20 protein-coding genes and 1 riboswitch are annotated in these 26,615 nt (G+C 53.8%); of the genes, 4 read left to right on the top strand and 16 right to left on the bottom strand.

The window, feature by feature from the left end:
* Window positions 1-7: 7 nt before the first annotated feature.
* From AC6RNO_RS05115 to AC6RNO_RS05060, 12 genes are all read right to left on the bottom strand, one after another.
* Window positions 8-877, bottom strand: coding sequence for an ABC transporter permease (locus tag AC6RNO_RS05115; RefSeq protein ID WP_474685077.1), 870 nt, complete (start codon window positions 875-877; stop codon window positions 8-10).
* Window positions 878-1,185: 308 nt separating this feature from the next.
* The gene (locus AC6RNO_RS05110) at window positions 1,186-2,703 is read right to left on the bottom strand and encodes an ABC transporter substrate-binding protein (RefSeq protein WP_474685004.1); all 1,518 of its coding nucleotides are present in this window, start codon (window positions 2,701-2,703) and stop codon (window positions 1,186-1,188) included.
* Window positions 2,704-2,812: 109 nt separating this feature from the next.
* Window positions 2,813-4,399: a response regulator gene (locus AC6RNO_RS05105; protein WP_497104824.1), complete on the bottom strand. Its 1,587-nt coding sequence runs from the start codon at window positions 4,397-4,399 to the stop codon at window positions 2,813-2,815.
* Window positions 4,400-4,420: 21 nt separating this feature from the next.
* Window positions 4,421-6,160, bottom strand: coding sequence for a sensor histidine kinase (locus AC6RNO_RS05100; protein ID WP_474685002.1), 1,740 nt, complete (start codon window positions 6,158-6,160; stop codon window positions 4,421-4,423).
* Window positions 6,161-6,986: 826 nt separating this feature from the next.
* Window positions 6,987-7,559, bottom strand: coding sequence for an NAD(P)H-dependent oxidoreductase (locus AC6RNO_RS05095; RefSeq protein WP_497104823.1), 573 nt, complete (start codon window positions 7,557-7,559; stop codon window positions 6,987-6,989).
* 126 nt (window positions 7,560-7,685) lie between these two features.
* Window positions 7,686-8,489: a putative protein N(5)-glutamine methyltransferase gene (locus AC6RNO_RS05090; protein ID WP_497104822.1), complete on the bottom strand. Its 804-nt coding sequence runs from the start codon at window positions 8,487-8,489 to the stop codon at window positions 7,686-7,688.
* A 234-nt stretch (window positions 8,490-8,723) separates the two neighbouring features.
* The gene (locus AC6RNO_RS05085; RefSeq protein WP_474684999.1) at window positions 8,724-9,557 is read right to left on the bottom strand and encodes a DUF72 domain-containing protein; all 834 of its coding nucleotides are present in this window, start codon (window positions 9,555-9,557) and stop codon (window positions 8,724-8,726) included.
* Between the two features lie 587 nt (window positions 9,558-10,144).
* Complete coding sequence (locus tag AC6RNO_RS05080) at window positions 10,145-10,651, bottom strand: hypothetical protein (RefSeq protein WP_497104821.1); 507 nt, start codon at window positions 10,649-10,651, stop codon at window positions 10,145-10,147.
* 208 nt (window positions 10,652-10,859) lie between these two features.
* A complete protein-coding gene (locus AC6RNO_RS05075) occupies window positions 10,860-11,360 on the bottom strand; it encodes a hypothetical protein (RefSeq protein ID WP_497104820.1) in 501 nt (166 codons plus the stop codon).
* Between the two features lie 65 nt (window positions 11,361-11,425).
* Window positions 11,426-12,832 carry an ATP-binding protein gene (locus AC6RNO_RS05070; RefSeq protein WP_497104819.1) on the bottom strand — a complete coding sequence of 469 codons (1,407 nt, stop codon included), beginning with the start codon at window positions 12,830-12,832 and terminating at the stop codon, window positions 11,426-11,428.
* Window positions 12,826-13,530 carry a response regulator gene (locus tag AC6RNO_RS05065; protein ID WP_497104818.1) on the bottom strand — a complete coding sequence of 235 codons (705 nt, stop codon included), beginning with the start codon at window positions 13,528-13,530 and terminating at the stop codon, window positions 12,826-12,828. Before AC6RNO_RS05065 ends, AC6RNO_RS05070 begins: the two co-directional genes overlap by 7 nt.
* 245 nt (window positions 13,531-13,775) lie before the next feature.
* The gene (locus AC6RNO_RS05060) at window positions 13,776-15,428 is read right to left on the bottom strand and encodes a glutamine--tRNA ligase/YqeY domain fusion protein (RefSeq protein WP_474684993.1); all 1,653 of its coding nucleotides are present in this window, start codon (window positions 15,426-15,428) and stop codon (window positions 13,776-13,778) included.
* 86 nt (window positions 15,429-15,514) lie between these two features.
* Here AC6RNO_RS05060 and AC6RNO_RS05055 point away from each other — a divergent pair, with 86 nt between their 5' ends.
* Window positions 15,515-16,744 carry an aminopeptidase gene (locus tag AC6RNO_RS05055; RefSeq protein ID WP_497104817.1) on the top strand — a complete coding sequence of 410 codons (1,230 nt, stop codon included), beginning with the start codon at window positions 15,515-15,517 and terminating at the stop codon, window positions 16,742-16,744.
* 3 nt (window positions 16,745-16,747) lie between these two features.
* Here the strand turns inward: AC6RNO_RS05055 and AC6RNO_RS05050 are convergent, their stop codons facing one another.
* The gene (locus AC6RNO_RS05050; RefSeq protein ID WP_474684991.1) at window positions 16,748-17,566 is read right to left on the bottom strand and encodes a YybI family spore inner coat protein; all 819 of its coding nucleotides are present in this window, start codon (window positions 17,564-17,566) and stop codon (window positions 16,748-16,750) included.
* A 168-nt stretch (window positions 17,567-17,734) separates the two neighbouring features.
* On the opposite strand from AC6RNO_RS05050, the gene AC6RNO_RS05045 reads away from it, so the two are divergent.
* The 3 genes from AC6RNO_RS05045 (at window position 17,735) to kimA (ending at window position 22,170) form a co-directional block, all read left to right on the top strand.
* Window positions 17,735-18,670: a helix-turn-helix transcriptional regulator gene (locus tag AC6RNO_RS05045; protein WP_474684990.1), complete on the top strand. Its 936-nt coding sequence runs from the start codon at window positions 17,735-17,737 to the stop codon at window positions 18,668-18,670.
* Window positions 18,671-18,746: 76 nt separating this feature from the next.
* The gene (locus AC6RNO_RS05040) at window positions 18,747-19,247 is read left to right on the top strand and encodes a DinB family protein (protein ID WP_497104816.1); all 501 of its coding nucleotides are present in this window, start codon (window positions 18,747-18,749) and stop codon (window positions 19,245-19,247) included.
* 805 nt (window positions 19,248-20,052) lie between these two features.
* Window positions 20,053-20,210: riboswitch (cyclic di-AMP (ydaO/yuaA leader) on the top strand.
* Between the two features lie 142 nt (window positions 20,211-20,352).
* Window positions 20,353-22,170: a potassium transporter KimA gene (kimA, locus tag AC6RNO_RS05035; RefSeq protein ID WP_497104815.1), complete on the top strand. Its 1,818-nt coding sequence runs from the start codon at window positions 20,353-20,355 to the stop codon at window positions 22,168-22,170.
* Window positions 22,171-22,448: 278 nt separating this feature from the next.
* Here kimA and AC6RNO_RS05030 read toward each other — a convergent pair whose 3' ends face one another.
* From AC6RNO_RS05030 to AC6RNO_RS05020, 3 genes are read right to left on the bottom strand one after another with little or no spacing between them, the layout of a single operon-like run.
* Window positions 22,449-23,645, bottom strand: a complete 1,197-nt coding sequence (locus tag AC6RNO_RS05030; protein WP_497104814.1) for a Ger(x)C family spore germination protein — start codon at window positions 23,643-23,645, stop codon at window positions 22,449-22,451.
* A 38-nt stretch (window positions 23,646-23,683) separates the two neighbouring features.
* The gene (locus tag AC6RNO_RS05025) at window positions 23,684-24,781 is read right to left on the bottom strand and encodes an endospore germination permease (protein WP_497104813.1); all 1,098 of its coding nucleotides are present in this window, start codon (window positions 24,779-24,781) and stop codon (window positions 23,684-23,686) included.
* Window positions 24,765-26,315, bottom strand: coding sequence for a spore germination protein (locus AC6RNO_RS05020; protein ID WP_497104812.1), 1,551 nt, complete (start codon window positions 26,313-26,315; stop codon window positions 24,765-24,767). Before AC6RNO_RS05020 ends, AC6RNO_RS05025 begins: the two co-directional genes overlap by 17 nt.
* Between the last annotated feature and the right edge of the window lie 300 nt (window positions 26,316-26,615).

Below are 26,615 nucleotides of genomic sequence, written 5' to 3'. Positions count from 1 at the left end.
GACCTCCTTAAAATAATGCATTCTCTTTGTTGATTTTACGGACGACATAATTCGATAAGAGCACCAGCACGAACCCTACCAACGATTGATACAAGCCCGCGGCGGAAGACATGCCGATATCGCCAAGCTGCATCAGGCCCCGGTATACGTAAGTATCGATAACGTTGGTCGTGTTGTAGAGCGATCCCGAATCCATCGGCACCTGGTAGAATAGACCGAAGTCCGAATAAAAAATGCGGCCGATCGCGAGCAGCGTCATCATGGTGATGACCGGAGCGATGAGCGGAATCGTAATGTTGCGGATTTGCTGCCATTTGGAGGCTCCGTCCAAAGTAGCGGCCTCGTAGTATTCCTGGTCGATACCGATAATCGCGGCCAAATAGACGATACACAGGTACCCGGCTCCCTTCCAGGTATGGATAAAGGTCAAAATGTACGGCCACACGCCTGGCTCGTTGTACCAGGAGACCGCATCCAGGCCCAGCATCGGAAGCACCGTTTTGTTCACGAATCCGTTATCCATGCTCAGCATGGCGAACACCAGATAGCTGACGATGACCGTAGAGATCAGGTACGGCAGCAAAATCACGCTTTGATAAAATTTGGACAAAAATTTGTTCTTGATTTCATTCAGCAAAATGGCGACTCCGACAGCCACAACCAGGTTGATAACAATAAAGACTGCATTGTATAAAATCGTGTTTCGCGTAATGATGTAGGCGTCCGCCGACTTGAACAAATATTCGAAGTTTTTCAGCCCTACCCAATCGCTGCCCCAAATTCCTTTGGCGAAATTGACTTCTTTAAAAGCAATGACCAGCCCGAACATCGGCATATAGTTGTTGATGATCAAATACACGATTCCCGGGATAATCATCAGATAATACGGGAAAAACTTTTTAAATGTTTTCCATGCCCGGCTGCTTGTCCGGGTATTGGCTGTTCGCTCGGCGCCCAGCGCATTCGCGTTTGATGGATTGTTCATGTCTCTTTCCCTTCTTTCTCTTTTCGTCTTTGCTGTACTTTAATAGTAAGAAATTCGCGGTCCCCTCACTATGTCGGACTCGACTTTTCATTAGCACATTTTCGACTTCGTTCGCGGCCGGACTTGGCCGGCTTCCAAGCAAAAAGGCCGCCCCCTCCGTCACTTCCGTGACTCGCGGGGCAGCCTCTGCCAATTGCCGGTTATTTGCTTTGTTTTGCCCATTCGTCGAGCTGTTTTTGTTTCTCTGCGATGATTTTGTCAATGCCCGAGGATTTCAATTTGGCAATGAATTCAGGCAGTATTTTATCCGGGTCTACGCTTCCCGTTTCAAGCGCCAATTTATATTGGTTGAGCACGTTCGTTACCGCTGCATACTCCGTTTTTACGGGGTCCGGACTGAAGGAGAAGCCAAGCGCTTTCGATTTGCCTGCTTGCTTGTTGAAGCTGTCCATCTTTTCCCAAATTTTTGGGTCATCTCCGGTAAACACATGGGACAAGAATTGGTTCCCGAACATCCAGCCTTGGTTTAGAGCGTAAGCTACCGATTTGGCGTCCATTCCGGCCGGATATTCAATTACGCCGCTGTTGTCAGCCTTTTTGACGTAATCTTTGCCTTCAATCCCCCAGTCAAGCAGGTTAACGATGTCTTTGTCGGAATACATCAAATTCAGGAACTGCATCGATTTGTCCGGTTTTTTCGCATTGATCGGGATGCCCCACATAATGGTTGCAACCGTCGACGTTGTCATTGTGGCCGGAGTCAGAGGAATCGTCGTTATCGGCGCCCCTACGCCCCGGCTATCCTGCATATCCATGCCCGGCTTTTGATTCGTCAGATAGGCGATGCCTTTGCCGGCTTTCAGCAGAGCGAAGCTGCCGTCCTTATTCGTCGCCGCATCCTGCATAATGTAGCCGGCCGTGTACCAGCTTCTCATTTTCTTCACGAATGCCGCATATTCGGGTGTTTCATAGAGATTGACAACTTTCAGGTTGTTGTCGTAATTCGGCAGGACGCCGATGGCGTCGCCCAAATTATCGAACCATCTGTAGCTGTCCAGGAAGGATAAGCCTGATGTCTGCGGAACAAGCGGCGTCAGATTCGGCTCGGCGCTTTTGATTGTTTTGAGCGCGCCCTCGAGGTCGTCCAATGTCTTGATGCTGTTCGCATCGATTTTGTATTTATCCAAATATTCTTTCTTTATATTCACGCCGTAATTTACGGCCAAATCCCGATTGCTCGGAATCGCGTACGTGCTGCCGTTCACTTTGGTCGCGCTGAGCGAGGCCGGATCAAATACTTTCTTGATATCCTGCCCGTATTGATCCAGCAGCGGGTCCAGCTTCATCAGCTGGCTTTTGGCTACGTAACTCGTATACGTTCTTCCGGAAACGAACATCAGATCCAATTTTTCATTGCTGGAGAGCATCAGGTTGGACTGCTGAGCCCAAGAGCCGACATTGATCGGAGTCAGTTTCACCGTAGCATTGATTTTCGGCAGCGTAATTTTATTGATAGCGTCCTGCACTTCCTGCATATTGGAAGGTATCGCATTGTACGCGGAGAAGGCCACGGTCAGTTCGTAAGGGGCCTCTTTGCCCCCTGCCGCGCCGGACGGCGAAGCCGAGGAATTGCCCGCGGCGTCCTTGCCCCCGCATGCCGTAAGCGTTATCATGCTTCCCGCTAATACAACGCCCAACAATTTGGTTGTTCTTTTCATTGTACTCCCCCATTTGAGTAAATTATGAAGCTACCTTGATTGTACGGCTGCACCGATGGATCTACTATGCTCATTTCGACTTTTCATTAACACGGATTCGACCTAAAAGTCACTTTTTGGCACGCTGCCTGTAGTCGCTCGGATTGAGGCCGGCGTGCTTGCGGAACACTTTCGTAAAATAGGAAAGGTTATTCATCCCCACATGCGTAGCCACATCGGTGACCGGCATATCCGTCTTGTTCAACAGCTCCTGCGCGATCCGCAGGCGCTCGTGGAGCAAATATTCCTTCATGGACATCCCGGTTTCCTTCTTCATCATACGATCCAAATAGTCCGGATGGAGAAAAAACTGATTGGCGATATGCTCCCGGCTCAAGTCCTGGTCATAATGCTTGGAAATATATTTCCCGACTTTGGAGGCTACCGAGTGCGTCGCTTCGATTTCGCGGATATGATCCATCGCCTTGGCGACCATATGCTGAATCCATTCCAGCATATCCATGACCGAGCGGCCGCTCCCCGCGGACAATTCGATGGACCTGCTGTCCTTGAACAGCTCGCGGGCCTGAATCCCCTTCTCCTTCAGGACGGAGTATACAATCTGCATAAAATCGTGATGGAACTGGTGCATGAAGGCTGCGTCCATCCCCGAATTTTGCACGGTTTTCGTCAAATAATGCTTAACCTCGGCCAGCACCTGATCTTGAGCGCCCTGCGCCAGCATGACCGACCATACTTTCATATCGGGCATCGCCGCCGAAACGGACGACTGCGGCTGCCAGCTGCGCAGGAACACCCGGTTGTAATAGGCGACATTATTTTTCTTAAGGCTGAGCAGTTGGCGCACCATCTCGGGCATTTCATGAATCAGAGACGCGTCCCCGACATAGCAGGAAAGGTCGCAATAAAAGTAGCGGTAGCACGATGAAATATACGCCTCCAGCTTGCTTTTCAACAGGTTGGCATCCAGCCGGGCATCTGCGGGCAGCAGGAGCACGGCAAGCATTTCGTTGCGATCCAAAGACATCAGCTGCGCGTCGATGCCCAGTTCGCGAATGACTTCCGCCGCGGCATTTTTCAAGCCGTATTCCAAAATTTTTTCATCCCGCAAAGTCAGCGTCTTATGCCATCTCTGCACATGAATCAGCACGGGCAGCACACGCATGTCTTTGGCGTACGTAATTTTCCGCTCATCCATCGCCTTACGGGCGGCATCCGGATTGGACGGAATAACCAAATTCACGATATCCAGCCAAAACCGTTCGATGAACAAAGGATGATGCTGGACCCAGGATTGGCTGATCTGCGCCAATTCGCTTTCTTTGCGCACCTTTCCGATCGCTTTGACCATCACATCCTCCAGATCTTCAGGCGTAATCGGCTTTAGCAAATAGTCCAGGCTGCCCAGTTGGATCGCTTTTCTGGCAAAAGCAAAGTCCGCGTGGCAGGTCAGGAACACGGTCTCGGTCGCGGGATAATGCTCTTTGACCCAGGACAGCAGCTTCAGCCCGTTCTCCTGCGGCATTTCAATGTCGCAAAGCATGATGTCGATGTGATGGTTGGCGAAAATCTCTTTGGCCTGTGCGGCGTTATAAGCTTCATAGATGGCGGAAACTCCGATTTTGTCCCAATTCACGACTGTCTTTACGCCTCTGACAGCAAGAGGTTCGTCATCGACGATGAGCAAATGAAACATATAGTTGGAACCTCCCATTCATTAGTGATCCGGCTGCAGGGGAAGCTCGATTCGGACTAGCGCTCCCGAAGGCGTACGGTTCGAGAACGAAATGCGGGCGCGGTTGCCGTACAGCAGCCTCAGCCGGTGCCACACATTCCAAATTCCGATATGCTCCCCCTGCTCATCTATAATCCGATTGCCTACCCTGAGCTCCTGCAAAACAGCCTCCGGAAATCCTCTGCCCGTATCGCCGATCTCGATCCGTATATGCGGGTCCGGCTGCGAATCCTCCATCTCGATTCGAATAAAGAGCGCAAGAGGAACATCCATCTGCGGCGCATGTTTGATCGAATTCTCGATGAACGTCTGTATGACCAGCGGAGGCACGTGAATTTTATGGAACGATTCAGGCGTCTCAATGCGGAAGTTCAACGTTTGCTGGAACCGCAGCTCCTGAATCCGGATGTAGTTGCGCACATGCTCCAGCTCATCGTTCAACGGGATGAACGTCAAATTGCTTTTTAACATATAGCGAAAATATTTGACCAGGCGCAGCGTCATTTCCTGGATCAGCTCATAGTCTTTGACCAAAGCCAGATTGTACAAAATGTTCAAGGAATTCAGGAAAAAATGCGGGTTGATCTGCAATTGCAAATACTGGAGCTCCGCCTTCTGCTTGCTGATTTGCTCCTCGTACACATGAATTTTCAATTCTTCGATCTGGCCGATCATCTTGTTGAAGGTCGTATGCAGCAGTTGGAACTCGTCGGAAGCAGGGTACGGCTGAATCCGCACTTTGACGCCTCCTTCCCCGATGCGCTTCATGGCCGACACAATCCGCATCAGCGGAATCAGCATCGTCTTGCGAAGGAACAGCAAAAACCCCGGCAGCAGCAGCAATCCCAAAAAAGAAACCACAAACACGATTCGATTCAAATAAGGCAAGTTTTGCAAAATCGTCTCATTCGGTATCATCGCAACGAGGCTGAAATTCGCTTTCTTGGACCGTTCGCCGACGATCAGGAATTGATTCTTGGCTCCGGTCAAATAATACTGCTGGAAGCTCCGGCTTAAATCAACGTCCTTGGCCGGCGCGCGCGCATCGTCGGTCATCGGCTCGCCGCGGTCCGTGACGAACATGGAAGCTCCCTTTTCCCCGATATGAATGAGCGTCAGCGGCAGCATTAACGTTTTGACATTGACCCAGGCGCCTACGTACATATTGCCCAGCTTGAGAATGCGAAACAAATAATAATCGCGGTTAATCTTTTTGACAAACCAGTTGCCCTGCAAGGACGGCCCGGATTCAGGCGCGCCCCCCAGTTCCGTCCGCAAATACTCCCTGACAAAATCCCTTTCGCCCGAATCGGACACCTGGTTTTTGACAACATCCAGCAAGTCTTTTTGCGCCGGCGAATATATAAAGTAGGAATCGACTTTATACATTAATATGTCATTCGAAAGCTTGTCCGACAGATGAATCTTGGCCAGCATATAATCATCCGGCGTAGGCGGGCTCCTCAGGATTTGCAGCTCAAAATTGGCCGACAGCAGAGAATTCAAGTATTTATCCGCCTCATCCAGCCCGCTGTCGATTTGCCCCATATACAGGGAGATCATATTTTTGTTGGACATCGCGACCTGCTCGCGGACTACGTGAATCGCGTAAAAATTATTATAAAAAAGCAGCCCCAGCAAAGGGATGGCGACAAGCAAAAAGCTGATGACCAACTTGAACCTGATCGAATTCCAGGGAATGTGCAGCTTGGGCAGGTTCATAGAGCCGCTCTCCTTTTTAAACCGGATTATTCTCACATATGATGTTACATCGCGATCTTAATACCCACATTAACGGTGCGTCGCTTTTTTTGCTATCCTGGATTCGACCTAACTACCCAACGAATTCGACTTTTTTAGCAAACAACCGGAAAAAACGCCAGGAACATGCGCCCCTGACGGTACGATCCTGCTATAAGTTCCACCGCTCCGTCGAATCCCGCCGGGTGTGCTGCAGCTCTGCATGGCGGCGGGCGACCTCTGCCGGCGGCGGCCGATGCGCCTGCTCACCTTCTAGTTTGCAGCATTATTCGACAAATATCCAGCACACTTCGAAGGGGTCTGTACAATGCGAAAATCCCTGCACTTTTGCAAGCTGCCCAGTAACCCATATGCCTGAACCTGACGCACAATTTGCCTGATTGCGTGAAGAAAACCTGCAAAAGTCAGGCTGTTGAAAAACCCCCGCGTCAGAGGCGATAGCCACAATCTGCCTGGCCGCGCAAAGAAAACCTGCAAAAATACATGAATTTGCGTCTTTAATCGCTGGCCACCGAGAATTCCTGCAAAAGTGCAGGCTTTTCAGCGAGGACATGGGCTCAGGTTCACTTTCAGCAAAAATTCCTGCACTTTTGCAGGTTTTTCGCCAAAATGAACCATGATTACAGAAAAAACCTGTACTTTCGCAGGCTTTTCCCTCTCGGGCCCCTTGTCCCAGAGGCCTGCATGTATGCCTGCCGCACCTTAGCACGCCCAACGAAAAAAACACCGCAAAAAAAACACCTCCCTTGCGTTCGCATTTCAGCGAGAAGGAAGGTGTTTTACTGTTTTAACGGAAGCCTTTGGGGACGCCTTCCCCATGGATGCCGCGCAGCAGCGCATGAAGAAGGGCGGCCAGCTCCTGTGCGGTGGCAGCGTCCGAGATGCCGCCTTCCGCACTCAGCTTCTTGTTCACGAAGGGCACGAGCATCGTTCCCCCTTCTACTATATGCGCTGTCAGCATGCGCAGAGTCAGCATTAGCGAGGCATGCGCCTGCCTGCCCCCTGTCGCCAGCGGGGACGCACTAATCGCAGCCGTAGGCTTGTTCAAAAACTCACCCGAAGATACGATCCAGTCGAGGGCGTTTTTCAAAACGCCCGGTACTCCGTTCGCATATTCGGGCGTACATAGAAGCACTCCGTCAGCCGCTTTCAGCCGAGCGCGAAAATCGTTGACCGCGGCAGGCGGCTCCTCCCCGTCCAGATCAGGGTTAAAATGCGGGAGCTCCCCGATCCCTCCATACAACGTAACCGTCATAGAGCCGGGGGCCAAAGCCGCCGCTGCGCGCAAAAGGATCGTATTCGACGAGCTTGCCCGAAGGCTGCCGGATATCGCCAAAATGTCCGCCGTTTTTCCATCCATCTCTTCCATTTCCTCCTTGTTCGTACAGCCATAGCGCTTCAAACCTATTCTAAGCCATGACATTAATGTAAGAGTCAAGGGATGAAAGAAACGTTGCGACTAGTGGCAGCCGCCTGATGATCGGCTCTAAAGGTTCGGCCTGGTTCCGATGACGACGGTGGCGTCCAGTTCGTCGGAACTCGCCACCTGCGGGATCAGCCCGCTGCGGGCAAAAATCTCGACGGTCTGCGGAGCCTGCCGCTCGCTCGTCTCGACCAGCAGGCGGCCGCCCGGCGCCAGCCAAAGAGGCGCCGCAGCGGCTACCCGCCGCTGGAGGTCGAGCCCGTCCGCGCCTCCGTCGAGCGCCACCCGCGCCTCATAAATGCGGGCCTCCGGCGGCAAAAGCCTGATCGCTTCCGTGGGCACGTAGGGCACATTAGCGATCAGGATATCGACCCGGCCGCGCAGAGCAGCCGGCAGCGGCTCGTAGAGGTCACCTTCGTACACGTGACCTCCGGCAGCAGCGACGTTGCGGCGAGCGCAGCGCACCGCAGCGGGATCGATGTCGACGGCGTGCAGCTCGACCCGGTCCAGACCGGCGGCCAGCGCGACGCCCAGCGCGCCCGTGCCGCAGCACAGGTCCGCCACTACGGCTCCGGCACGAGCGAAGGCGGCGGCCTGGCGGACAAGAAATCCGCTGCGTTGCCGGGGGACGAAAACTCCCGGGTCCACTTCTATCCGCAGACCGCAAAACTCCGCCCAGCCGATGACGTGCTCGAGGGGCAGGCCGGCAACCCGCCGGTCCACCATGCCGGCAAGGTCGGCCGGCGTCCGCGCCGCAGAAATGAGCAGCCGGGCCTCATCCTCGGCGAAAACACAACCGGCCGCCCGCAGCCTGGCCGCGATCCTTTTACACTCCTCCAAGTTCAAAACAGCGCCCCTTATGTTCATCAATCCCTCTCCTCTACGAAAGGTTACAAATTCATTATGAACATTTTATCCCCGTCTCAGCTTGCCGGACAGGTACAAATTCGTTATAAGGGACTTCCCCGCCCCTTAACCGCCAAAAAGACTGCCAATCCACGGCAGACCCGAATTCAATCCCTGGCTGCTTCGCTAAACGCAAGTAAAAAGAGACCTGCTATCGCCCCGAACAGGTCTCTTTTTGCATCCGCTTCCTTCCGCTCAAAACAAATCCAGCTGCCTCGGCGCCAGCCCCTCGTAGTCGAGCCCCAACATCTCCATCAGCTCTTTGGCGTTGCCCGCCGCATGTCCCCCCGAGTTGTTGTTGAAAATAACGCATATATCCTTCACCTGCTCCTGCAGCTGCAGCAGCCGCTCTTTCCATTCCAGCAGCTCCTGCCGGTTGTAATGATATAAATACCGGACATCGCGCCAGTTTGTCTCGCTGTTTTGCTTCCAACCGCTTACGTTGCGGCCGTGAAAACGAACGATGGTCATGTCCGGGTGCGTCGCCCGCAAAACCGTCGGCACCGAACCGATCCCCGCTTGCGGCTCATCGCAAATGCTGTGCATCCAGCCTTCCCGCTGCATAAAAGCCAGCGTCTTCTCCATCATCCCATCCGCAAACCAGCTCTGATGGCGAAACTCCAGCGCGGCCGGCAGGCTGCCCATCTTGGCCTTCGCATAGCGGAGCAAGTCGACATTCGCCTTGCTGCATTCAAACCATGGCGGATACTGAAACAGTACCGCCTTCAACCGGCCCGCCTCCTGTACCGGACGCACCGATGCCAAAAAAGCGTCAAACATCTGCTCCGTTCCGGCAAAAGGATTCTCGCCCCGCAAATGGCCCGTCATGCCCTGATATGCTTTAACAATAAAGCCGAACCCGCCCGGCGTTTCATCCAACCATTTGCGGTAATTGCGCTCCGGTTGAACGGCATAAAAGGAACTGTCCAGCTCCACAATCGGAAAATGCGCCCCGTATATTTGCAATTTTCCACGGCTGTTTTCGCCCAAATCATGGTCGCCCCATCCGCTTAATCCGATATAAATCAAAGGCTATCCCCTCACCGCGTTTTTCCTTCCATTGTAGCCAAGCGGATGTTCAAAAATCAAATCACACTTTCCCTAAAATACACCAGCTATACTTCCACCTCTTTATATTAATTACAAACTTTTTACTAAAATATTGAGGTGAAACAAAGGGGACTCTATCTGGAAATTTATATACTTCGTGCCGCAGCCATTCGTTCGATGGCCTGGCAGCAGCGGTAAAACCTGCAAAAATGCAGGCTTTTTCGATGAAAGCGGCTCGTTTTGGCGAAAAGCCTGCGATTGTGCAGGAATTTCCGGTTGAAATGGGTCTAAGCCCGGGGGCTAGATGAAATTGCTGCACTTTTGCAGGAATTTTTCGCTGCTGGCGCATTGACGAGCAAAAAACTGCACTTTTGCAGGTTTTCTTCTTCTCGCCTTATCCCCAGCACAGCAAATGAGCTTCTCAACAGTTTGAATAATACAGGCCATAACGCAAGCTTCTGTGCCGCGCCAGCTCCGGCGATGCACTAGCCCGGCTTCTCCAGCATCAGGGTCCATCCATGAGCCGAGCCGAAGCTTAACGGCGTCTTTGACGGCCCGTTGGCTTGTCACATCACATCGTCCCGGAAAAGCTCGTTGTAATACACGTATTTGCTGGCAGGGTACTTAAAGCCCAGAAACATGCCGGAATACGCGATCTCCAGGCTGATCAGCCGTTTCGTCCTGACGGTGCTGCGGATCAGCCGGCTGAGGAACGCTTTATTCCCCTGTTTGATCGCATGGGCCACGAGCGCGGCATATTGCGGATTGCGGGCGAGCTCCCGGTAAAGCGGGACGACCTCCCTGGCTATCGCCCGATGGATCGAGCCGTTAAAAGTGAATTGGGCCTGCCCCGGGCGGATCGATGTCGCATTGGTAATTGCATAGATCGGCTTCGGCAGCGGAAAATCGACGAAATAGCCGATGCCGTTCGAGGCAAGCGAGGATAGCGGCTCAGCGCCGATCACGGAGCGGAGCATCTTTTCCATGACCGCCAGATCCGCTTCGCGCACGGCTTTGGCCCATTTCTCGGCAAAAGAGCGGCTGGCAGCTATTTTGCAGTAGAAAGGAAGCATGATTGCTGCCGCTTTGCGCAGCGCGAGTGCGGGGAGAACGATTTTTTTGCGGTGACTTTGCAGCTTTACCGGTTTAATGAATACCCCTCCCTGAATGAATCTTCCGTATTACAGACTATTACATCAGGGAGCGATAGGTGCGCCGATTGCGTGCAGCACAATAAAACCCGGGGAGCTTTTGTCCCCGGGCTCGCTATAGCAACCGCATTTATGTTAATATTGCCCGGCCGCTGCGCCGGCTCGGTTTTGGCCATTTGGCCTTGAGGGCCGCTTGCACGTCAGCCCAGAGCTGCTCCTTGGTTTTGCCGTCGATGCTGATGCCAAGCTTATGCGCCCGCTTGAGCAGATTGCCGATTTTCTTTTGCTCCCGGGCCTGCCCGATCGCGGAGCGAAGCTGCTTCGCCGTCAATCCGTCCGTGCCGATGCCGAGTGTTCTCGCTGTTCCTTGCAGCTTTGCCAGCTCAGCCTCCTGAATCTCCGTCTTGAGCTCCTCCTGCGTTTTACCGGCCATAGTACCGATGCCCAGCTTCGCCGCCTTTGCCTGCAGCCTGGACAGCGCCCTGTCCTGCAGCAGCCGCTTGCCCGGATAAAAACCGGAGCTTATAGACGTTTCAGCCGCGGCCTCCAGCTCCGCTTCGGCCATCGTCGGAATGCCTGAAGCTATAAGCTCTGCCAGCGCGATTCCCATCAATTCTCTATGCATCATCATACACACTCCTCTATGTTCAAATACGGTTTTTTACTATATTACCCCCATCATAGCGGAAAAATATGTCATAAGTTTGACTTCGGCACTGGCGGCAGCTGAATCGAGAAAACTGTACCTCTGCCGGGCATGGACTCCACCCGAATCCAGCCTCCGTGCGCCTCTACGATGCTTCTGCAAATGGCGAGGCCGAGGCCCGCGCCGGTGCGGTTGCGGCTTTCGTCCACCTTGTAGAACCGGTCGAATATATATGGCAGCTTCTCCGCCGGAATGCCGGGGCCGTTATCCCATACCTCGATCCAGCGTTCGCCTCTTAGCTCCTTCAAGCGGATTCCGGCCGTGCTCCCCGGCGGGATATGCGCGATTGCGTTGTCCAGCAAATTGATGAACACTTGCTTGATCCGGTCCGGGTCCATATAAAGTACGAAAGGAGCTTCCTGCGCCTCGACCCACAGTCCGATGGCGTTAGCCTTCGCTTTCATCGTCAGCCCGGTCGCTACATCCTGCGCAAGCTCCGCAGCATCCGCCTCGACCCGGCTCAGCGTCACCCGCTTCTCGTCAAAGGACGAAAGCTGCAGCAAATCGTCCACCAGCTGGCTGAGACGCTTCGTCTCGGACAGGGACACCTGGATAAAGTCGCGGGCGTCCGCGGGATCGACGACTTCATCGACGATGCCTTGCAGAGATGCGCGGATCGTCGTAATCGGCGTCCGCAGCTCGTGCGAAATTTCCGAGAGGAAACGCTTGCGCCCCTCTTCGACTTTCTCAAGTTTGCCCGCCATCCGGTTGAGCGAACCTGCCAAAGAGGCGATTTCGTCTTTCCCGCGCACCGGCACCCGGCCGCTGAAATCCCCCGTCGCCAAAGCTTCCGCCGTTCGGCTCATAAGCTGTATCGGCTTCACAAAATGCCGCGAAACGGCGTACAGCACGATCCCCGCCATCAGCGCGATTAGAACGGCGGACATCATAATCGCCTGGTTGATCCCGCCGATCACCCCCTGGATGCTGCGCAGCGGGGTATACAGGAACAGACCGCCGGCAACCTTGTTATCCAGCAGGACCGGTTGTCCGACAATCAGCATATTCACTTTGCTGTTCTGGGTAAAGGGGCCTTTGACCGTAATTTGTTCGCCGTTAAGCACGCTCTGCACCCATTCATTGCGTTCCGGCACTTCCCCCAGCGGGATGATCTTTTCTTGATTGACACTGGGATGCCTGATGACGGAAACCCGCACTTCGGACGTTTTTTCCAGAGCGGTGATTTGTCTGCGAAACTCCTTTTGCGTGGTAGATCCGTCAAACAAGCCTTTGGCAAGTTCCTCGACCTGGCCGATCTTTTCCTGAAGCAGCTTCTCGCTGTGCTCGTACGTTTTCTGCCTCATGGTATAGCCGATCGTAGCCGCGATCGCGAGGATCGAGACGAGCGTAATAGCCATGTAAACAAACAGCAGCTTCCGGTAAAAAGAATTCAGCATGAGTCCGCTCCCTCGAATTTATAACCGATGCCCCATACGGTGCGGATATTCCACTCATTGTCTTTTTCCGTCATCGCCTTCAGCTTTTGCCGGATGCGCTTGATATAGACATCGACTACGCGGTCGTCGCCGTCAAAGTCCCAGCCCCATATTTTCGAAATCAAATCTTCTCTGGAGAACACCTGATTCGGAAAACGGGCGAAAAACAGCATGAGGTCATATTCCCGTTTCGGCAGCGATACTTCTTTGCCATCAACCGTGACTTCATGCGAGATGGCGTCGATGTGCAAACTGCCAAATTCGTAAACGTCCGTTTTGACGGGAGTTTCCAGCCGGGACGCTCTGCGCAAAATGCTCGTAATACGGGCGACAAGCTCGTTCGGATCGAACGGCTTGACCATATAATCGTCGGCTCCCATTTGCAGCCCTTCGATCCGTTCTTCCACCTGTCCTCTGGCGGTCAGCATCAGGATGGGCACGTCGCTTTTGGCGCGAATCTGATTGCAGACACTCCAGCCGTCCTGCTTCGGCAGCATCAAATCCAGCACCACAAAATCCGGATTCAACCGTTCGAACAGTTTCAGCGCGGCATCGCCGTCGTGCGCCGTTTCCACTTGAAAACCGCCCTTCTCCACATAGAGCTTGGTAATGCGGCAAATGTTCACGTCATCGTCAACGATCAAAACGGTTTTCTTCATCGTGCCCTCCTTGTCTCTCCGTCGCAACCTGTCTGGTTCCATTATACTTCGTTCAAACCCAAATTTCACGAATCGCGGGTCTGAACAAGAAACTGGACTTGCGACCGATTTCAAAGCCGTTTTCATGATTTATTTTCATAAAAGAGGGAGGCACGTTACAAAGTTGTGAACGATTTTGACCAAAACGGCGAAAAAAAGCTGCTCCCGCAGTCATCGGAGGATGACGGAGGAACAGCCTTGTGGTTTTATACTTCAAATGAACTTTTGAGCGAGACGATCAGGTTGAACACGAGACGGTCGACGGTCGTATGCTTCGGATCCACGTTGAAATAACCGTGACGGAAAAATTGGAACTTGTCATGCGCCTTCGCCTGCTTCATGTTGTCTTCGACGAAGCCTTGCACGATTTGCAGCGAGTTCGGGTTCAGCTTCTCCAGGAAGGAGGCGGCGTCATCGTCGTTATCGTCCAGAATAAGCGGCTCATACAAGCGGAATTCCGCAGGAACCGCGTGTTTGGCGTCCACCCAATGGATCGTGCCTTTCACTTTGCGGCCGGTAAATCCGCTTCCGCTCTTCGTTTCGGGATCGTATGTGCAGTGCAGCTCGACGACTTTGCCGTTCTCGTCCTTAATAAAATCGTTGCATTTGATGAAGTAAGCGTGCTTCAGACGCACTTCGTTGCCGGGAAATAGGCGGAAATATTTGTTCGGCGGATTTTCCATGAAATCGTCCTGCTCGATGTAGATTTCGCGGGAGAACGGAATTTGGCGGTGGCCCATTTCCGGATTTTCCGAATTGTTTTCCGCATCCAGCATTTCGGTCTGATCTTCCGGGTAGTTCGTAATCACGACTTTGAGCGGGTTCAGAATGCCCATCGTGCGCAGCGCCTTCAGCTTCAAATCCTCGCGGATGAAGTGCTCCAGCATTTTGCTGTCGACGACGCTGTAGCTTCTCGCTACGCCGATTTCACGCGCAAAATTGCGGATCGCTTCAGGCGTATAGCCTCTGCGGCGCAGCCCCGAGATCGTCGGCATCCGCGGGTCGTCCCAACCGTCAACCGCTTTCTCGTCGACGAGGAGCTTGAGCTTTCTTTTGCTCATGACGGTATTCGTCAGGTTGAGCCGTGCGAACTCGTACTGTCTCGGCACGTTCGGCATCTCGCATTCGCGGATCACCCAATCGTAAAACGGGCGCTGATCCTCGAACTCCAGCGTGCAAATGGAATGGGTCACGCCTTCGATCGCGTCTTCCAGCGGGTGGGCAAAGGCGTACATCGGGTAGATGCACCATTTGTCCCCTGTATTGTGGTGATGCGCGTGAACGACGCGGTAGATGACCGGATCGCGGAAGTTGATGTTCGGCGATGACATATCGATCTTGGCGCGGAGCACCTTTTCGCCATCCTTGAATTCGCCTGCGCGCATCCGTGCGAACAGGTCCAGATTCTCCTCCACGCTGCGGCCCCGGAACGGGCTTTCTTTGCCGGGCTCGGTCAGCGTTCCGCGGGATTCGCGGATTTGCTCGGCCGTTTGGTCGTCTACATAGGCAAGGCCCTTGCGGATCAAGACGAGCGCGCGGTTGTACATTTCCTCGAAGTAGTCGGAGGCAAAGAACAAGCCGTCCCATTGAAAGCCGAGCCAAGCCACGTCCTCTTTAATGGATTCTACATACTCCGTATCTTCCTTAACCGGATTCGTATCGTCAAAACGCAGGTTGGTCAAGCCTTTGAACTCGTCGGCCAGCTCAAAATTGAGGCAGATCGACTTCGCGTGCCCGATGTGAAGGTATCCGTTCGGCTCCGGGGGGAATCGGGTGACGATCTGGCTGACTTTGCCTGATTGCAAATCTTCGATTACAATGTTTTTAATGAAATTGGATGGAGTGCTCTTCGTTTCCATTGATGCCAGCCTTTCTCCCTCGGGGTTTAAAGTTTTATTTTCTATCATACACTAATTCTTAGCAAAATATAAAGGAGCCAGCGCCGATGGAGAATTTTGAGTCCAATTTGGATAAATATGCAGAGCTTGCCGTAAAGGTGGGCCTGAATGTACAGCAAGACCAGACGCTCGTTATCATGACGCCTATATCTTGCGCCGATTTTGTCCGTAAAGTAGCCAAGAAAGCTTATGAAGCGGGGGCAAAAGACGTCGTCGTCGATTGGGACGATGACGAAGTGAAGGCGATCCGCCTGAAGCACGCGCCCGAGTCATCCCTGCTGGAATACCCGATGTGGAGAGCGAACGGGCTGGAAGAACTGGCCAAAGGCGGCGCAGCCTTCCTCCAGATCTACGCGCCCAATTCGGACTTGCTCGCGGATATCGCCCCGGACCGCATCGCTACGTCCACCAAAACGGCCGCCGCAGCCCGGGAAGGCTTCCTGAAGTACCTGCGCAACAACCAGGTGAACTGGCTGCTCGTTTCCTTCCCGACGCCGGAGTGGTCGGCCAAGGTATTCCCCGGACTTGGCGAAGCCGAGCGGATCGAGAAGCTGTGGGAGCAGATTTTCACGCTCACCCGCGTCAATACTGCCGATCCTGTGGAGGCATGGAAGCGGCATTTGGCCGTGCTGACCGGCAAGCAGCAAATGCTGAATGCGAAGCGATTCAAGCAGCTGCACCTGCAGGCGCCGGGAACGGACCTCTACATCGAGCTCGCTTCCAAGCATGTGTGGGTTGCCGCAGGCAGCGACACCGAAAGCGGCATTCCGTTCGTCCCGAACATGCCGACGGAGGAAGTGTTTACGATGCCACGCCGGGACGGCACGAACGGAACCGTGCGCAGCACGCTGCCGCTGAGCTATCAGGGCTCGCTGATCGACGGATTTACTTTGACGTTCGAGAACGGCAAAGTTGTCAAGGCGACGGCGGAGAAAGGCCAGGAAGTGCTGAACAAGATACTGGACATAGACGAAGGAGCCCGGTACCTGGGCGAAGTCGCTTTGGTGCCGCATAATTCGCCGATCTCCCGCTCCGGCATTATTTTTTACAATACGCTATTCGATGAGAACGCGTCCTGCCACGTCGCGCTGGGCAATTCCTACCCGTTCACGATCGAGGGCGGATCGGCGATGAGCGCCGAAGAGCTGGCCGAGCACGGCTATAACAAAAGCTTGATCCACATAGACTTCATGATCGGCTCGGCCGAAATGGATATCGACGGCATTACGGAGGATGGAACCCGCGAACCCCTGTTCCGTAAGGGCAACTGGGTATAAGCGCTACAGCGATTTCTTCACCTTCGAAGAAACGAGCGCCCACTTGCCTTCCTTCCACTTCCAGATCGACAATGCATAACCTAGCGTATCGGCGTCAGCCATGCCTGCGATTCTTTGAACGCCTTTCAGTTCGCATACGCCGTCCTGATCGGCATCCATCGTCTGCAAGTCGCTGTACGGATTAACGCTAACGAGAAACGGTTTGACAAGCATGCCGTTTTTGTATACGCCGGACTGATCGTAATCCTGCTTTTTCTCCTTGAGGTCGATTTTGAAAGATTTGCCCGTTTCTTCGATTTTCAGCTTTACCACGTAGTTATGCTTGAACTTCGCCGTCACGCGAAGCGGCTCAGGGACCGGCAGGGCTGTGGGCACATTATTTTGCAGCGAATAGATGTGGGAACGGGACGCTCCGCCGCTGCCGCCGGTTTCTGCGGAGACATAAATTTCGGGCAGCTTGTCGCCGTTGAAATCGCAGAACCGCATGTTCGGGTTGTGGCCTCCCTGCAGCGGAATCACCACCTGATTCCGGCCTTGGCCGCCGGTTACGACAACGAACAGCCTGGAAAAATACGAGCCCGCAGCGTCCGCCTTCGTTCCGCCCAGCGCCACCAACTCCGGCTTGCCGTCGCCGGTCACATCGATTTCTCTCGTCTGCAGCAGCAGGCCTTGTTCCGCCCCCGCCCCCGCTCCCGGCCCCGGGGTTGACGGCTCCCGGCGCTCTTCCGCCGCTGCCGCGTTTATCCCCTGCAAGGCTAAGCCGCTTAATAACACTCCGACCGCCGCTGCATGCAGGGCGGTTTTCGCTATTTTTCTGAACAATGCGCTCCACTCTTTTCCTTTTGAATTCGTAGCGGTCTTATTTTTTCTAATTTTTCCATCAACTATTCGGAATAAGGATGGGCTTTGCAAATCTAATTTCCAAAAGGATTCGCCCATCCCCGAATCGAATTGATTGAGAACTAAAATTTTATGGATGAGGTGCGACCATTGAAGCTTGATCGTCTGCTTGCAATAACGATGCTGCTGCTGAACCGTAAACGAATCTGCGCCAAAGAGCTGTCGGAGCGCTTTGAGGTATCGCTGAGAACCGTATACCGCGATGTGGAAACGATCAATCAGGCGGGCATTCCGATCGCCTCTTATGCCGGCGCAAACGGCGGCTATGAAATTATGGACCAGTACCGGCTGGAGCGGCAGTTTCTCACGCTTGAGGAGCTGCAATCGATTATTACCGGGCTCAAAGGCATCCGCTCCAGCATCGGCGAGCAAGAAATCGGAGGCCTGCTGGACAAAGTAGGCGCGCTGGTCGCCAAGTCCGAGCAAAAGACGGTGTCCGAGCTGCACAATCACCTCGTCATCGATATGAATCCGTGGCACAGAAGCAGCGCCGAAAAAGAGAAGCTGCAGTCGCTGCGCCACGCAATACGCCAAACGAAGCTTATCCGCTTTCAATACACGACATCCCAAAGCGAGCTTTCCGAGCGCACCGTCGAGCCTATGGGCATCGTCATCAAAGGCTTCGGCTGGTATTTGCACGCCTACTGCCTGCTGCGGGGCGATTACCGCGTCTTCCGCTTATCGCGCATGAAGGACATCGCCATGCTTCCCGAGACGTTCGTGCGCAGGCCCGAGACGCTGGAGACGCTGTCCTATAAGATAGGCAAAAGGCCCGAGGCGTCCTACGTCAAACTCCTCCTGCACATGCAGCCGAATGTCCGCGCTCAGGTGGAAGACTACTTCCATCCCGAGCAAATTACGGCTCAGCCTGACGGCACGCTGCTCGTCACCGCGGTCCAGCCTGACGAGCCCTGGCTGTACGGCATGCTGCTCAGCTACGGCCCCAGCCTGCGCATTCTGGAGCCCGCGCACATCGCCGGCATCGTCAAAGAAAAAGCGCAGCAAGTCGCCGCGCTCTATTCCTAAAAAACACTGACAACCTGTTGTCAGGGAGGCTCCTTTATACTAAGGCTATTACGCATAACAAGGAGGCTTCTCCCCCATGATTACATCGATTCAAGCGTTTGCAGCCGAATGGAGCAACGAAACCAAAACCACACAGCGCGTGCTGGACGCACTCACCGACGCATCTCTGAGCCAGGGAAGCGAGTCGAACTTCCGTCCGCTGGGACAGATCGGCTGGCATATCGCCACGACGATCCACGAGATGCTTTCGCGGACAGGCCTGCAGTTCCAGGCTCCCGAAGGCGAAGAAAAAGCCCCCGCTTCCGCCGCGAAGATTGCCGATACTTACCGCGCCGCTTCGCAAGCGATGCTGGATGCCGTGCAGTCGCAGTGGACGGACGCCAAGCTCCACGAGTCCACCGACATGTATGGCGAACAGTGGCCGAACGGCCTGACGCTGCGCGTCTTTATTTCGCACGAAATCCATCATCGCGGCCAGATGATCGTACTGATGCGGCAGGCCGGACTGTCCGTGCCGGACATCTACGGACCGACCCGCGACAACTGGATCGAGTGGGGCAAGCAGCCGGTCCTGTAGGAGCCGTCCCCGAGCCGCCTCAGCGCGTTGATCGAGTCGCGACACATGGCCGACCGACCGCCGTCATGCAGCGCAACACCGCGCGCTGGGAGCTGCGCGCGGTGCGTTTGTGTGGGGCGCTGTTGCTGCTCTCGGTGCGTTTGGGCGGGGCGCTATTACTGCTCTCGGTACGTTTGTGCGGGCGCTGTTGCTGCTCTCGGTACGTTTGTGCGGGCGCTGTTGCTGCTCTCGGTGCGTTTGCGCGGGCACTGTTGCTGCTCTCGGTGCGTTTGTGCGGGGCGCTATTTTTGGGGGAACAGTCGCTTTTCCTGGGCGGGCAGCCGCTTGATAGGGGAAAAGCCTGCGAAAGTGCAGGTTTTTTCTGCGAAATTGGCTTATTTGGGCGAAAAGCCTGCAAAAGTGCAGGAATTTTCGCTGAAAGTGAACCTGAGCCCGTGTCCCCGCTGAAAAGCCTGCACTTTTGCAGGAATTCTTCATAGGCAGCGATCAGGGACGCAAATTCATGTATTTTTGCAGGTTTTCTTGATGCAGCCAGGCAGATTGGGGCTATCACCTCATGACGCAGGTTTTTTTTCAACAACCCGATGCGGTCCGGGAAATATTCCGGACCGCATCTTTTTTCAATTTTCACGAAAACGAATGAAAATGCTATCTTGAGTGCGAAAATGTAAGATTCGCATTTATGTAAACGCTATCTTTGGGTTTTGTGATATGCTGCCGGGTATTTAAAGCCAACTTCCAACCTTTACTTAAGTTCCTTTCAGGCGTATTATTCAAAACGTAGTTCATTTAGTACAATCATATGAATCCTTTATCGCTGAATTTCCTAAGGAAAACGGGGGAACCAATGAGGCATTCATTGCCTTTGGGGTGAATCGCGTACGGACGGCATCCGTGCGTGTAGGGCTACTCTCAGAGTCCGAATCCGACAGCTAACTTCGTAAGCGTACTATGGGAGAGGGATGAATCCGTGCTGCTTATTTCGTGAGCCACAGGGTCAAACCCTGTGGTTTTTTGCTGCCAAAAATAGCCCTGCGGCAGTCGCGGACAAGTGAAACTACTTAATTCAGGGGAACATACAGGAAAGCGCCGGTGGAGGGTAATTATGGTAAACAGATTAAAAAGAATGCTGATCGGGAGACCGATGAAATCCCACGAAATCGAGGACGAGAAGCTGACGAAAATCAAAGCGCTTGCCGTCCTGTCATCGGATGCGCTGTCTTCCGTCGCTTACGGCACCGAGCAAATTTTGCTCGTTTTGATGACCCTCGGCTTTGCCGCCGTTTGGTACTCCATCCCGATATCCATAGCCGTATTGGGGCTGCTGACCATTCTGGTCCTGTCCTACAGGCAGACCATATACGCCTATCCGTCGGGCGGGGGCGCGTACATCGTAGCCAAGGATAATCTTGGCGTAGGCACAGGGCTGGTCGCAGGCGGGTCGCTGCTGGTCGATTACATTTTGACGGTAGCCGTCAGCTCGTCCGCGGGCACGGATGCGATTACGTCCGCTTTTCCGGCACTGCACGATCATCGCGTGCTGATTTCTTTGGTCATGATTTTATTTCTTACGATCATGAATTTAAGAGGCATTGCCGAATCCGCATCGGTTCTCGCACTGCCGGTCTATTTGTTTGTCGCCGCCATTTTTCTTCTGATCGTATCGGGTCTGTTCAAGTACCTCACGGGCGGCATTCATGCGGAGGTTCCCGAGATCGGAAGCGTTGTGAGCAATGTGAGCTTATTTCTGCTGCTCAAAGCTTTCAGTTCCGGCTGCTCCGCGCTGACCGGGGTAGAGGCCGTGTCCAACGCGATACCGAACTTCAAAGCTCCTGCGGAGAAAAATGCGGCCAAAACATTGATCGCCATGGGCGCCATTCTGGGCAGCATGTTCATCGGCATCAGCCTGCTTGCCTACTGGTACGGCATCAAGCCGTCTCCGGAAGAAACGGTCGTTTCGAAAATCGCCGAAGCCACGTTCGGACGCGGGGTGCTGTACTACTGCATTCAGGGCGTGACAGCGCTCATTCTCTTCCTGGCGGCGAATACGGCTTACTCGGCTTTCCCGCTGCTGGCCTTCATGCTCGCCAAAGATAAGTTCATGCCGCACATGTTCAAAGTCCGCGGAGACCGTCTCGGCTTCTCCAACGGGATCATTATGCTGGGCGTACTGTCCGCTTTGCTGGTCATTCTCTTTCACGGGAATACGGAAAACCTGATCCCGCTTTATGCAGTCGGGGTGTTCATTCCGTTCACCTTATCCCAGTTCGGCATGATGGTTCGCTGGATCAAATTGAAGCCTGCCGCATGGATCGTCAAGTTCATCATCAATACGATCGGGATGATCACTACGCTCACGATTACCCTGATCTTTATTTTCACCAAATTCAGCCAGGTTTGGATGGTTTTCATCTTCCTTCCGATCGTCATTTTCCTGTTCTTCCGCATTCACAGCCACTACATGAACATCGCTAATGAATTGCGCGTAAATCTGGAAAAGGATAAGCCGGAAATCAAGGGAAGCACCATCGTCATTCCCGTTGCCGGCATTACCCGGGTCGTACTCAATTCCATCAGCTACGCCAAATCGTTAACCGATAATGTCGTTGCCGTCTACGTCGGCTTTGACGACGATGAAATTCACAAAATGGAAGAAAAATGGGAAGAGTGGAATCCCGGAGTCCGACTTATCGTGCTGCGTTCCCGCTACCGGAGCGTCGTGAAGCCTCTGATCAAATTTATCGAAACCGTGGAGTGGAAAACGGCGGAGACGGATCATATCACCATCCTGATTCCGCAATTTATTACAAAACATTGGTGGCAAAATCTGCTGCATAACCAAACGAGCCTGCTCATTCGGGCTTATCTGTACACGCAAAAAGATATCGTTATCGCTACGGTTCCTTTCCGCTTGCATCGTTAACCGTTCATGCACCACCGGGGCAGGTGTCGCTTCGGTCAATCTAACCCAAGCAGATTGGCCAGTGGTTTGAACAATGGCATAATCCAGGCGCTTGGCCCCGGCAGGTCCGGTTTGAACAAAAGAATAATGGATAATAGGCAGGCGGCCAAAGTAATACCTCCGGCCACCGCCTTCTCCTTCACGCCGATACCCGGCGCACCCGAAGACAAGCCGAAATAGACAATCAGAGCTACGCATACGATACCGGCTACTGCAAGGCTTTTCAGAAGCGTCCCTCCTTATTTCTTGCGGATTTTATCGGCGGGCATTCCTTGAGGCAAGTCCGATTTGCCGACTCGCGTAATTTCGGTCCGAATGCTGACGTCTACCGGCAGCTCCCTGAACATTTCAGCCCACTCCTGCTTGTTCTTTGCCCATTCCCGCGGATAATGGTTCCGGAATAGATCGGCGAAACCGAACGCATCGATTTGCAGCTTTTTTTGAGCGTTCGCCAGCGTGGACTCGACAGTTTCCGCGAGCTGCGCTTTCCACGCCTCCTTCGCTTTCCGGATGAACTCGATACTCATGTTGTTCGTATTCGTCGTGTTCAGAATCAAGTCCCCGGATATCTGAATATCGACGTTCATCCGCCACTCTCCGGCGGGAGTTATTTTTGGAGTGATGCGCGAGTTCGCTTGGATCAGATGAACCGCCACCACTCCTTCCACACCTTGCAAATCGAAGGAAAAGTTCATCGTCTCCAGCTCGTTGCGGAGAAGCAGCAGCCCGATCGTATCCGTCTTGCCCAGCATGCTCGCCAGCTTGTCCTTGCCGAACACCGCCACCCCGTTGATGGCGGTCGTCATCTGCATCGGTCTGTTCACCTGCTTCCATGAGATCGGATCGACAATCGTCAGCACGGCGGATTGGCTGTCCCCTTCCACCATCTGCGTCAGCCGCTTCAGCGTAACAAGCATGCCGAGCTTCATATTGCCCATCTCCCGAAGCTCCTCCGACGTGCTGCGCTCAAGAAGCGGCTGAAGATCCAGCACGGAAATGGCTGTTCCCGGTGTAACATACACATAAGCGTGTTCCCGGAACTGCAAATATCTGAGAAAAAAATCAAGATAGGGGCGGATTCCTTTCTCCGCCGCTTCTTTTCCGAACACGATCACCTCGCTGTGCCCCCAGAACAAATAGCGCGACAATTTGCGCTGCAGCTCGATCATTGCCTCGTCAATGCTCTTGCCGGTCCCTTTGCGCAAAAGCGTAGCCCCGGTTACATTACCGCCGCTCCCTCCCGTACTGCCTTGCGGGCCGCCTCCCGCTGCCCGGGGAATGAAGATTTGCGCCGACAGTTCGACCGCTCCGCTTGGAGTCACGTCCACTCCCGTGGCGAGCACGATGGCCAAATCATTGATTTCCTTCCTGTCCCAGCATCCCGGCAAAGCCAGCAGCAGGGAGAGGATCAGGACGACCCGGCCCCCTCGCTTCACGAACGATCGCCCGCTCTTCCTGCCCGTTCTCCAGACGCTCATTCGGGCGAAGGGGATCGGCTGTTCCGTATTGCCGCGACAAGCAGCAGAAGGCCGGGCAGCAGGATCAGAGCGATCATCGTGTACAAGTTGCCGACGGCGCTGAGCAGGCTGGCAATCTCGCTCTGATTGGATGCAACCCAGAACGAAAAGGCCACCGTCAGGAAAGCCAACGGGAACACCAGGGGCCGGTAGTCCTTCAGGTTCAGCAATTGGGCGACGGAGACGGAGTTCAAATAGAGAAATAAAGAAACTTTTATCAGTATCCCGGTAATCCAAATGGCAATGATCACGGCCTCCAGGTGCTGCAAAAAGTCCGCATAGCTAATATAACGGGCCGCTATCATAACCGGATAGGCGAGCCTGTCCGTTACGTCGCCGAACAGAAACAGACAGGAAATATTGACGGCCACCATCGTGAAGGTTGTCACACCCAGCGAGATCAGGGAAACCCGCCATACGCGGTCCCGGCCGGTAACGTAAGGAAGGAAAAAGCTGAGTAAAACGTATTCGCTCAGCCAACTGGCCGGAGCCACCGCGCCTTTGAAAATGGGCTTCAGCCCCTTTTCCGCAAACGGAAGCCATTCGTCGGTTTTCCACTCGGGAATCAGCAGCAGCAGAATAATGACCAGCAGGGCCGCCATCAGCGTCACGAGAATGACAGCGGACCGGCCCAGCACTTCGATGCCGCTGACAACATTGAGGGCGCAGACGAAAATAAGACTGCCCATAACGACAAAAAGCGGCGTCTGCGGAAGAATGGCGCTCAGAATAAACTCCCCGTATTCTCTCAGCACGGTTCCGTTCAGTTGAGCCAAGTAGAACACAAAAAACAGACCGAACAGTTTCCCCGGAACTTTGCCCAAAATCAGAACGCTCGATTCGATGGGAGACAGCTGAGGATGACGAACGTTCAGACGGTAGGCGATATAGATCGCCAGCAATCCTACGGTAGAAGCCAGCAAAGGCGTCATCCACATGTCGTGGCCCGCGTAGCCCATCGTTACGCTGGGGACGCTGAGAACTGCTGTCGCAAGGATGGTCGGGAACATGATCGCACTCATCTGCAGGGGGGTAATTCTACCTTGTTCCATCATCGCCCTCACCTCTTTTCAAATCGACATTCCCCCGACTGGGCTTCTCCGGCCACGGTCTGGCGCCCGACAGCTCGGGATTGCCCGTACCGCTCCAGACCGGAGAGCGCATGAACACGTCCTTGAATTCACGCAGCCGGGTCGGTGTGACCGGAGTTAAATACGGAAGCCCGAATGAGCGGAGCCTGCACAAATGAATGATCATAACGATAAAACCGAGCATGACACCAACGAGACCGAGCGTGCCGGCCAAAAACATGATCGGGAACCGGAGCAGCCGCGGCGGAATGCCGAGCGAGTAACGCGGAATCATAAAGGAAGAAATCCCCGTAATCGCAACGACGATAACCATGGGCGCGGATACGATCCCCGCCGATGTTGCCGCCTGCCCGATAACAAGCGCCCCGACGATGCTGACGGCCGAGCCGACCTGCTTCGGAAGCCGAACGCCCGCCTCCCGCAGAGCTTCGAACGTAATCTCCATAATCAACGCCTCAATCAGCGCCGGGAACGGAATTTCCTCCCTCGATTTGGAAATATTGAGCAGCAGCACGGTCGGAATCATCTCTTGGTGAAACGTAGTAATCGCTATATAGGCAGACGGCAAAAGCAGCGAAATGACAAAAAAAACGTAACGAAGCCAGCGAACAAACGTGCTTACCAGAATATTTTGATAATAGTCCTCGGGCGACTGCAGCAGCGAAAACAGGCCGATAGGCGCCACCAGCGCAAATGGGGTGCCGTCGATCAGAATGGCGACCCGCCCTTCCAGCAGGTTAGCACACACGACATCCGGTCGTTCCGTCGGCAGCAGTTGAGGAAACGGAGAGAACGGATTATCCGATATCCACTCCTCGATCATTTCGCTTTCCAAAATTCCCTTGGCCTGAATAAGTTCCAGGCGGCGGCGTATCTCCTTTACCAGTTCCGGATTGGCCAAATCTTTTATATACGCGATGATAATATCCGTCTTCGAATGGCTGCCGACGGATAGGTTCACCGTTTTCAAATTGGGCGTTTTGAGCCTCCTGCGAACGAGGGGCAGATTGACCCCGATTCCTTCGGTAAACCCTTCCCGCGGTCCCCGAATCGTCGATTCGGCAACAGGCTCCTGGACTTGGCGCTGATCCAGCCTTATAAGATCGAACGACCAGGCGGTCATAGAACCGTCCAAAAACAGGACTGGATAGCCTCCACAAATTTTGTTCACCGTTTCATTGATCCCGGTATGCTCCGAAAGCGACGCTGTATGAATGCGCTCCTGCAGAAATCCGTCGTATAATTCGAACTCCTCGTCAGCGAGCATGGCAAGCGGCGAAAGCACCTGCTTTTCCAACGCAAACTGGTCCGAATACCCCCGGACGTATACAACGCAGCAGCGGACGGAGTCCGATATGGAAAAGGAATGGAATACAATATCGTAGCAATCTTCAAAGACAGATTGAAGGTAGGATATATTGTCATCCAGCGATTCCGACAACTCCACATCGCAATCGTCGGCCAAGCTGGAAGGGGCGGAAGGAACGGCCTTGGGCATATCTGTTCATCTCCGATGTCTGGGAATGTATACTTGACTACCCCCATTATTCCCATTCGGCAGGGCTGTAAACGTTCGACAACTGCGGATGGGGAGAACGAACCGCGGCAAGCGTAACCTGAATAGAAGGACCAAAGGCTTTTTAGCATCGTTAGGGGATGCACCCGCAAAGGAAGGCGCTGCCGAAGCGATGTTTTAGAGGTCGATCGGATAACCGGACAGCCTAAGGCAACACCGGCTATGCACGGAAAAGTTGCAAAAACTCCCGTAATGCCGTGGACGTCACTCCACAGAATGAAA

This window comes from Paenibacillus sp. sgz302190 (assembly GCF_059820445.1).
This window is presented reverse-complemented; position numbering and strand designations above follow the sequence as displayed.

Bases quoted from the DNA above. Each gene is read 5' to 3' on its own strand.
- AC6RNO_RS05095 (WP_497104823.1), bottom strand. From the start codon at position 7,559: ATGGATGGAAAAACGGCGGACATTTTGGCGATATCCGGCAGCCTTCGG.
- AC6RNO_RS05080 (WP_497104821.1), bottom strand. From the start codon at position 10,651: ATGCTTCCTTTCTACTGCAAAATAGCTGCCAGCCGCTCTTTTGCCGAG.
- AC6RNO_RS05070 (WP_497104819.1), bottom strand. From the start codon at position 12,832: ATGCTGAATTCTTTTTACCGGAAGCTGCTGTTTGTTTACATGGCTATT.
- AC6RNO_RS05090 (WP_497104822.1), bottom strand. From the start codon at position 8,489: ATGAACATAAGGGGCGCTGTTTTGAACTTGGAGGAGTGTAAAAGGATC.
- AC6RNO_RS05110 (WP_474685004.1), bottom strand. From the start codon at position 2,703: ATGAAAAGAACAACCAAATTGTTGGGCGTTGTATTAGCGGGAAGCATG.
- AC6RNO_RS05060 (WP_474684993.1), bottom strand. From the start codon at position 15,428: ATGGAAACGAAGAGCACTCCATCCAATTTCATTAAAAACATTGTAATC.
- AC6RNO_RS05100 (WP_474685002.1), bottom strand. From the start codon at position 6,160: ATGAACCTGCCCAAGCTGCACATTCCCTGGAATTCGATCAGGTTCAAG.
- AC6RNO_RS05020 (WP_497104812.1), bottom strand. From the start codon at position 26,315: ATGCCCAAGGCCGTTCCTTCCGCCCCTTCCAGCTTGGCCGACGATTGC.
- AC6RNO_RS05040 (WP_497104816.1), top strand. From the start codon at position 18,747: ATGATTACATCGATTCAAGCGTTTGCAGCCGAATGGAGCAACGAAACC.
- AC6RNO_RS05075 (WP_497104820.1), bottom strand. From the start codon at position 11,360: ATGATGATGCATAGAGAATTGATGGGAATCGCGCTGGCAGAGCTTATA.
- AC6RNO_RS05025 (WP_497104813.1), bottom strand. From the start codon at position 24,781: ATGATGGAACAAGGTAGAATTACCCCCCTGCAGATGAGTGCGATCATG.
- kimA (WP_497104815.1), top strand. From the start codon at position 20,353: ATGGTAAACAGATTAAAAAGAATGCTGATCGGGAGACCGATGAAATCC.
- AC6RNO_RS05055 (WP_497104817.1), top strand. From the start codon at position 15,515: ATGGAGAATTTTGAGTCCAATTTGGATAAATATGCAGAGCTTGCCGTA.
- AC6RNO_RS05065 (WP_497104818.1), bottom strand. From the start codon at position 13,530: ATGAAGAAAACCGTTTTGATCGTTGACGATGACGTGAACATTTGCCGC.
- AC6RNO_RS05115 (WP_474685077.1), bottom strand. From the start codon at position 877: ATGATTATCCCGGGAATCGTGTATTTGATCATCAACAACTATATGCCG.
- AC6RNO_RS05105 (WP_497104824.1), bottom strand. From the start codon at position 4,399: ATGTTTCATTTGCTCATCGTCGATGACGAACCTCTTGCTGTCAGAGGC.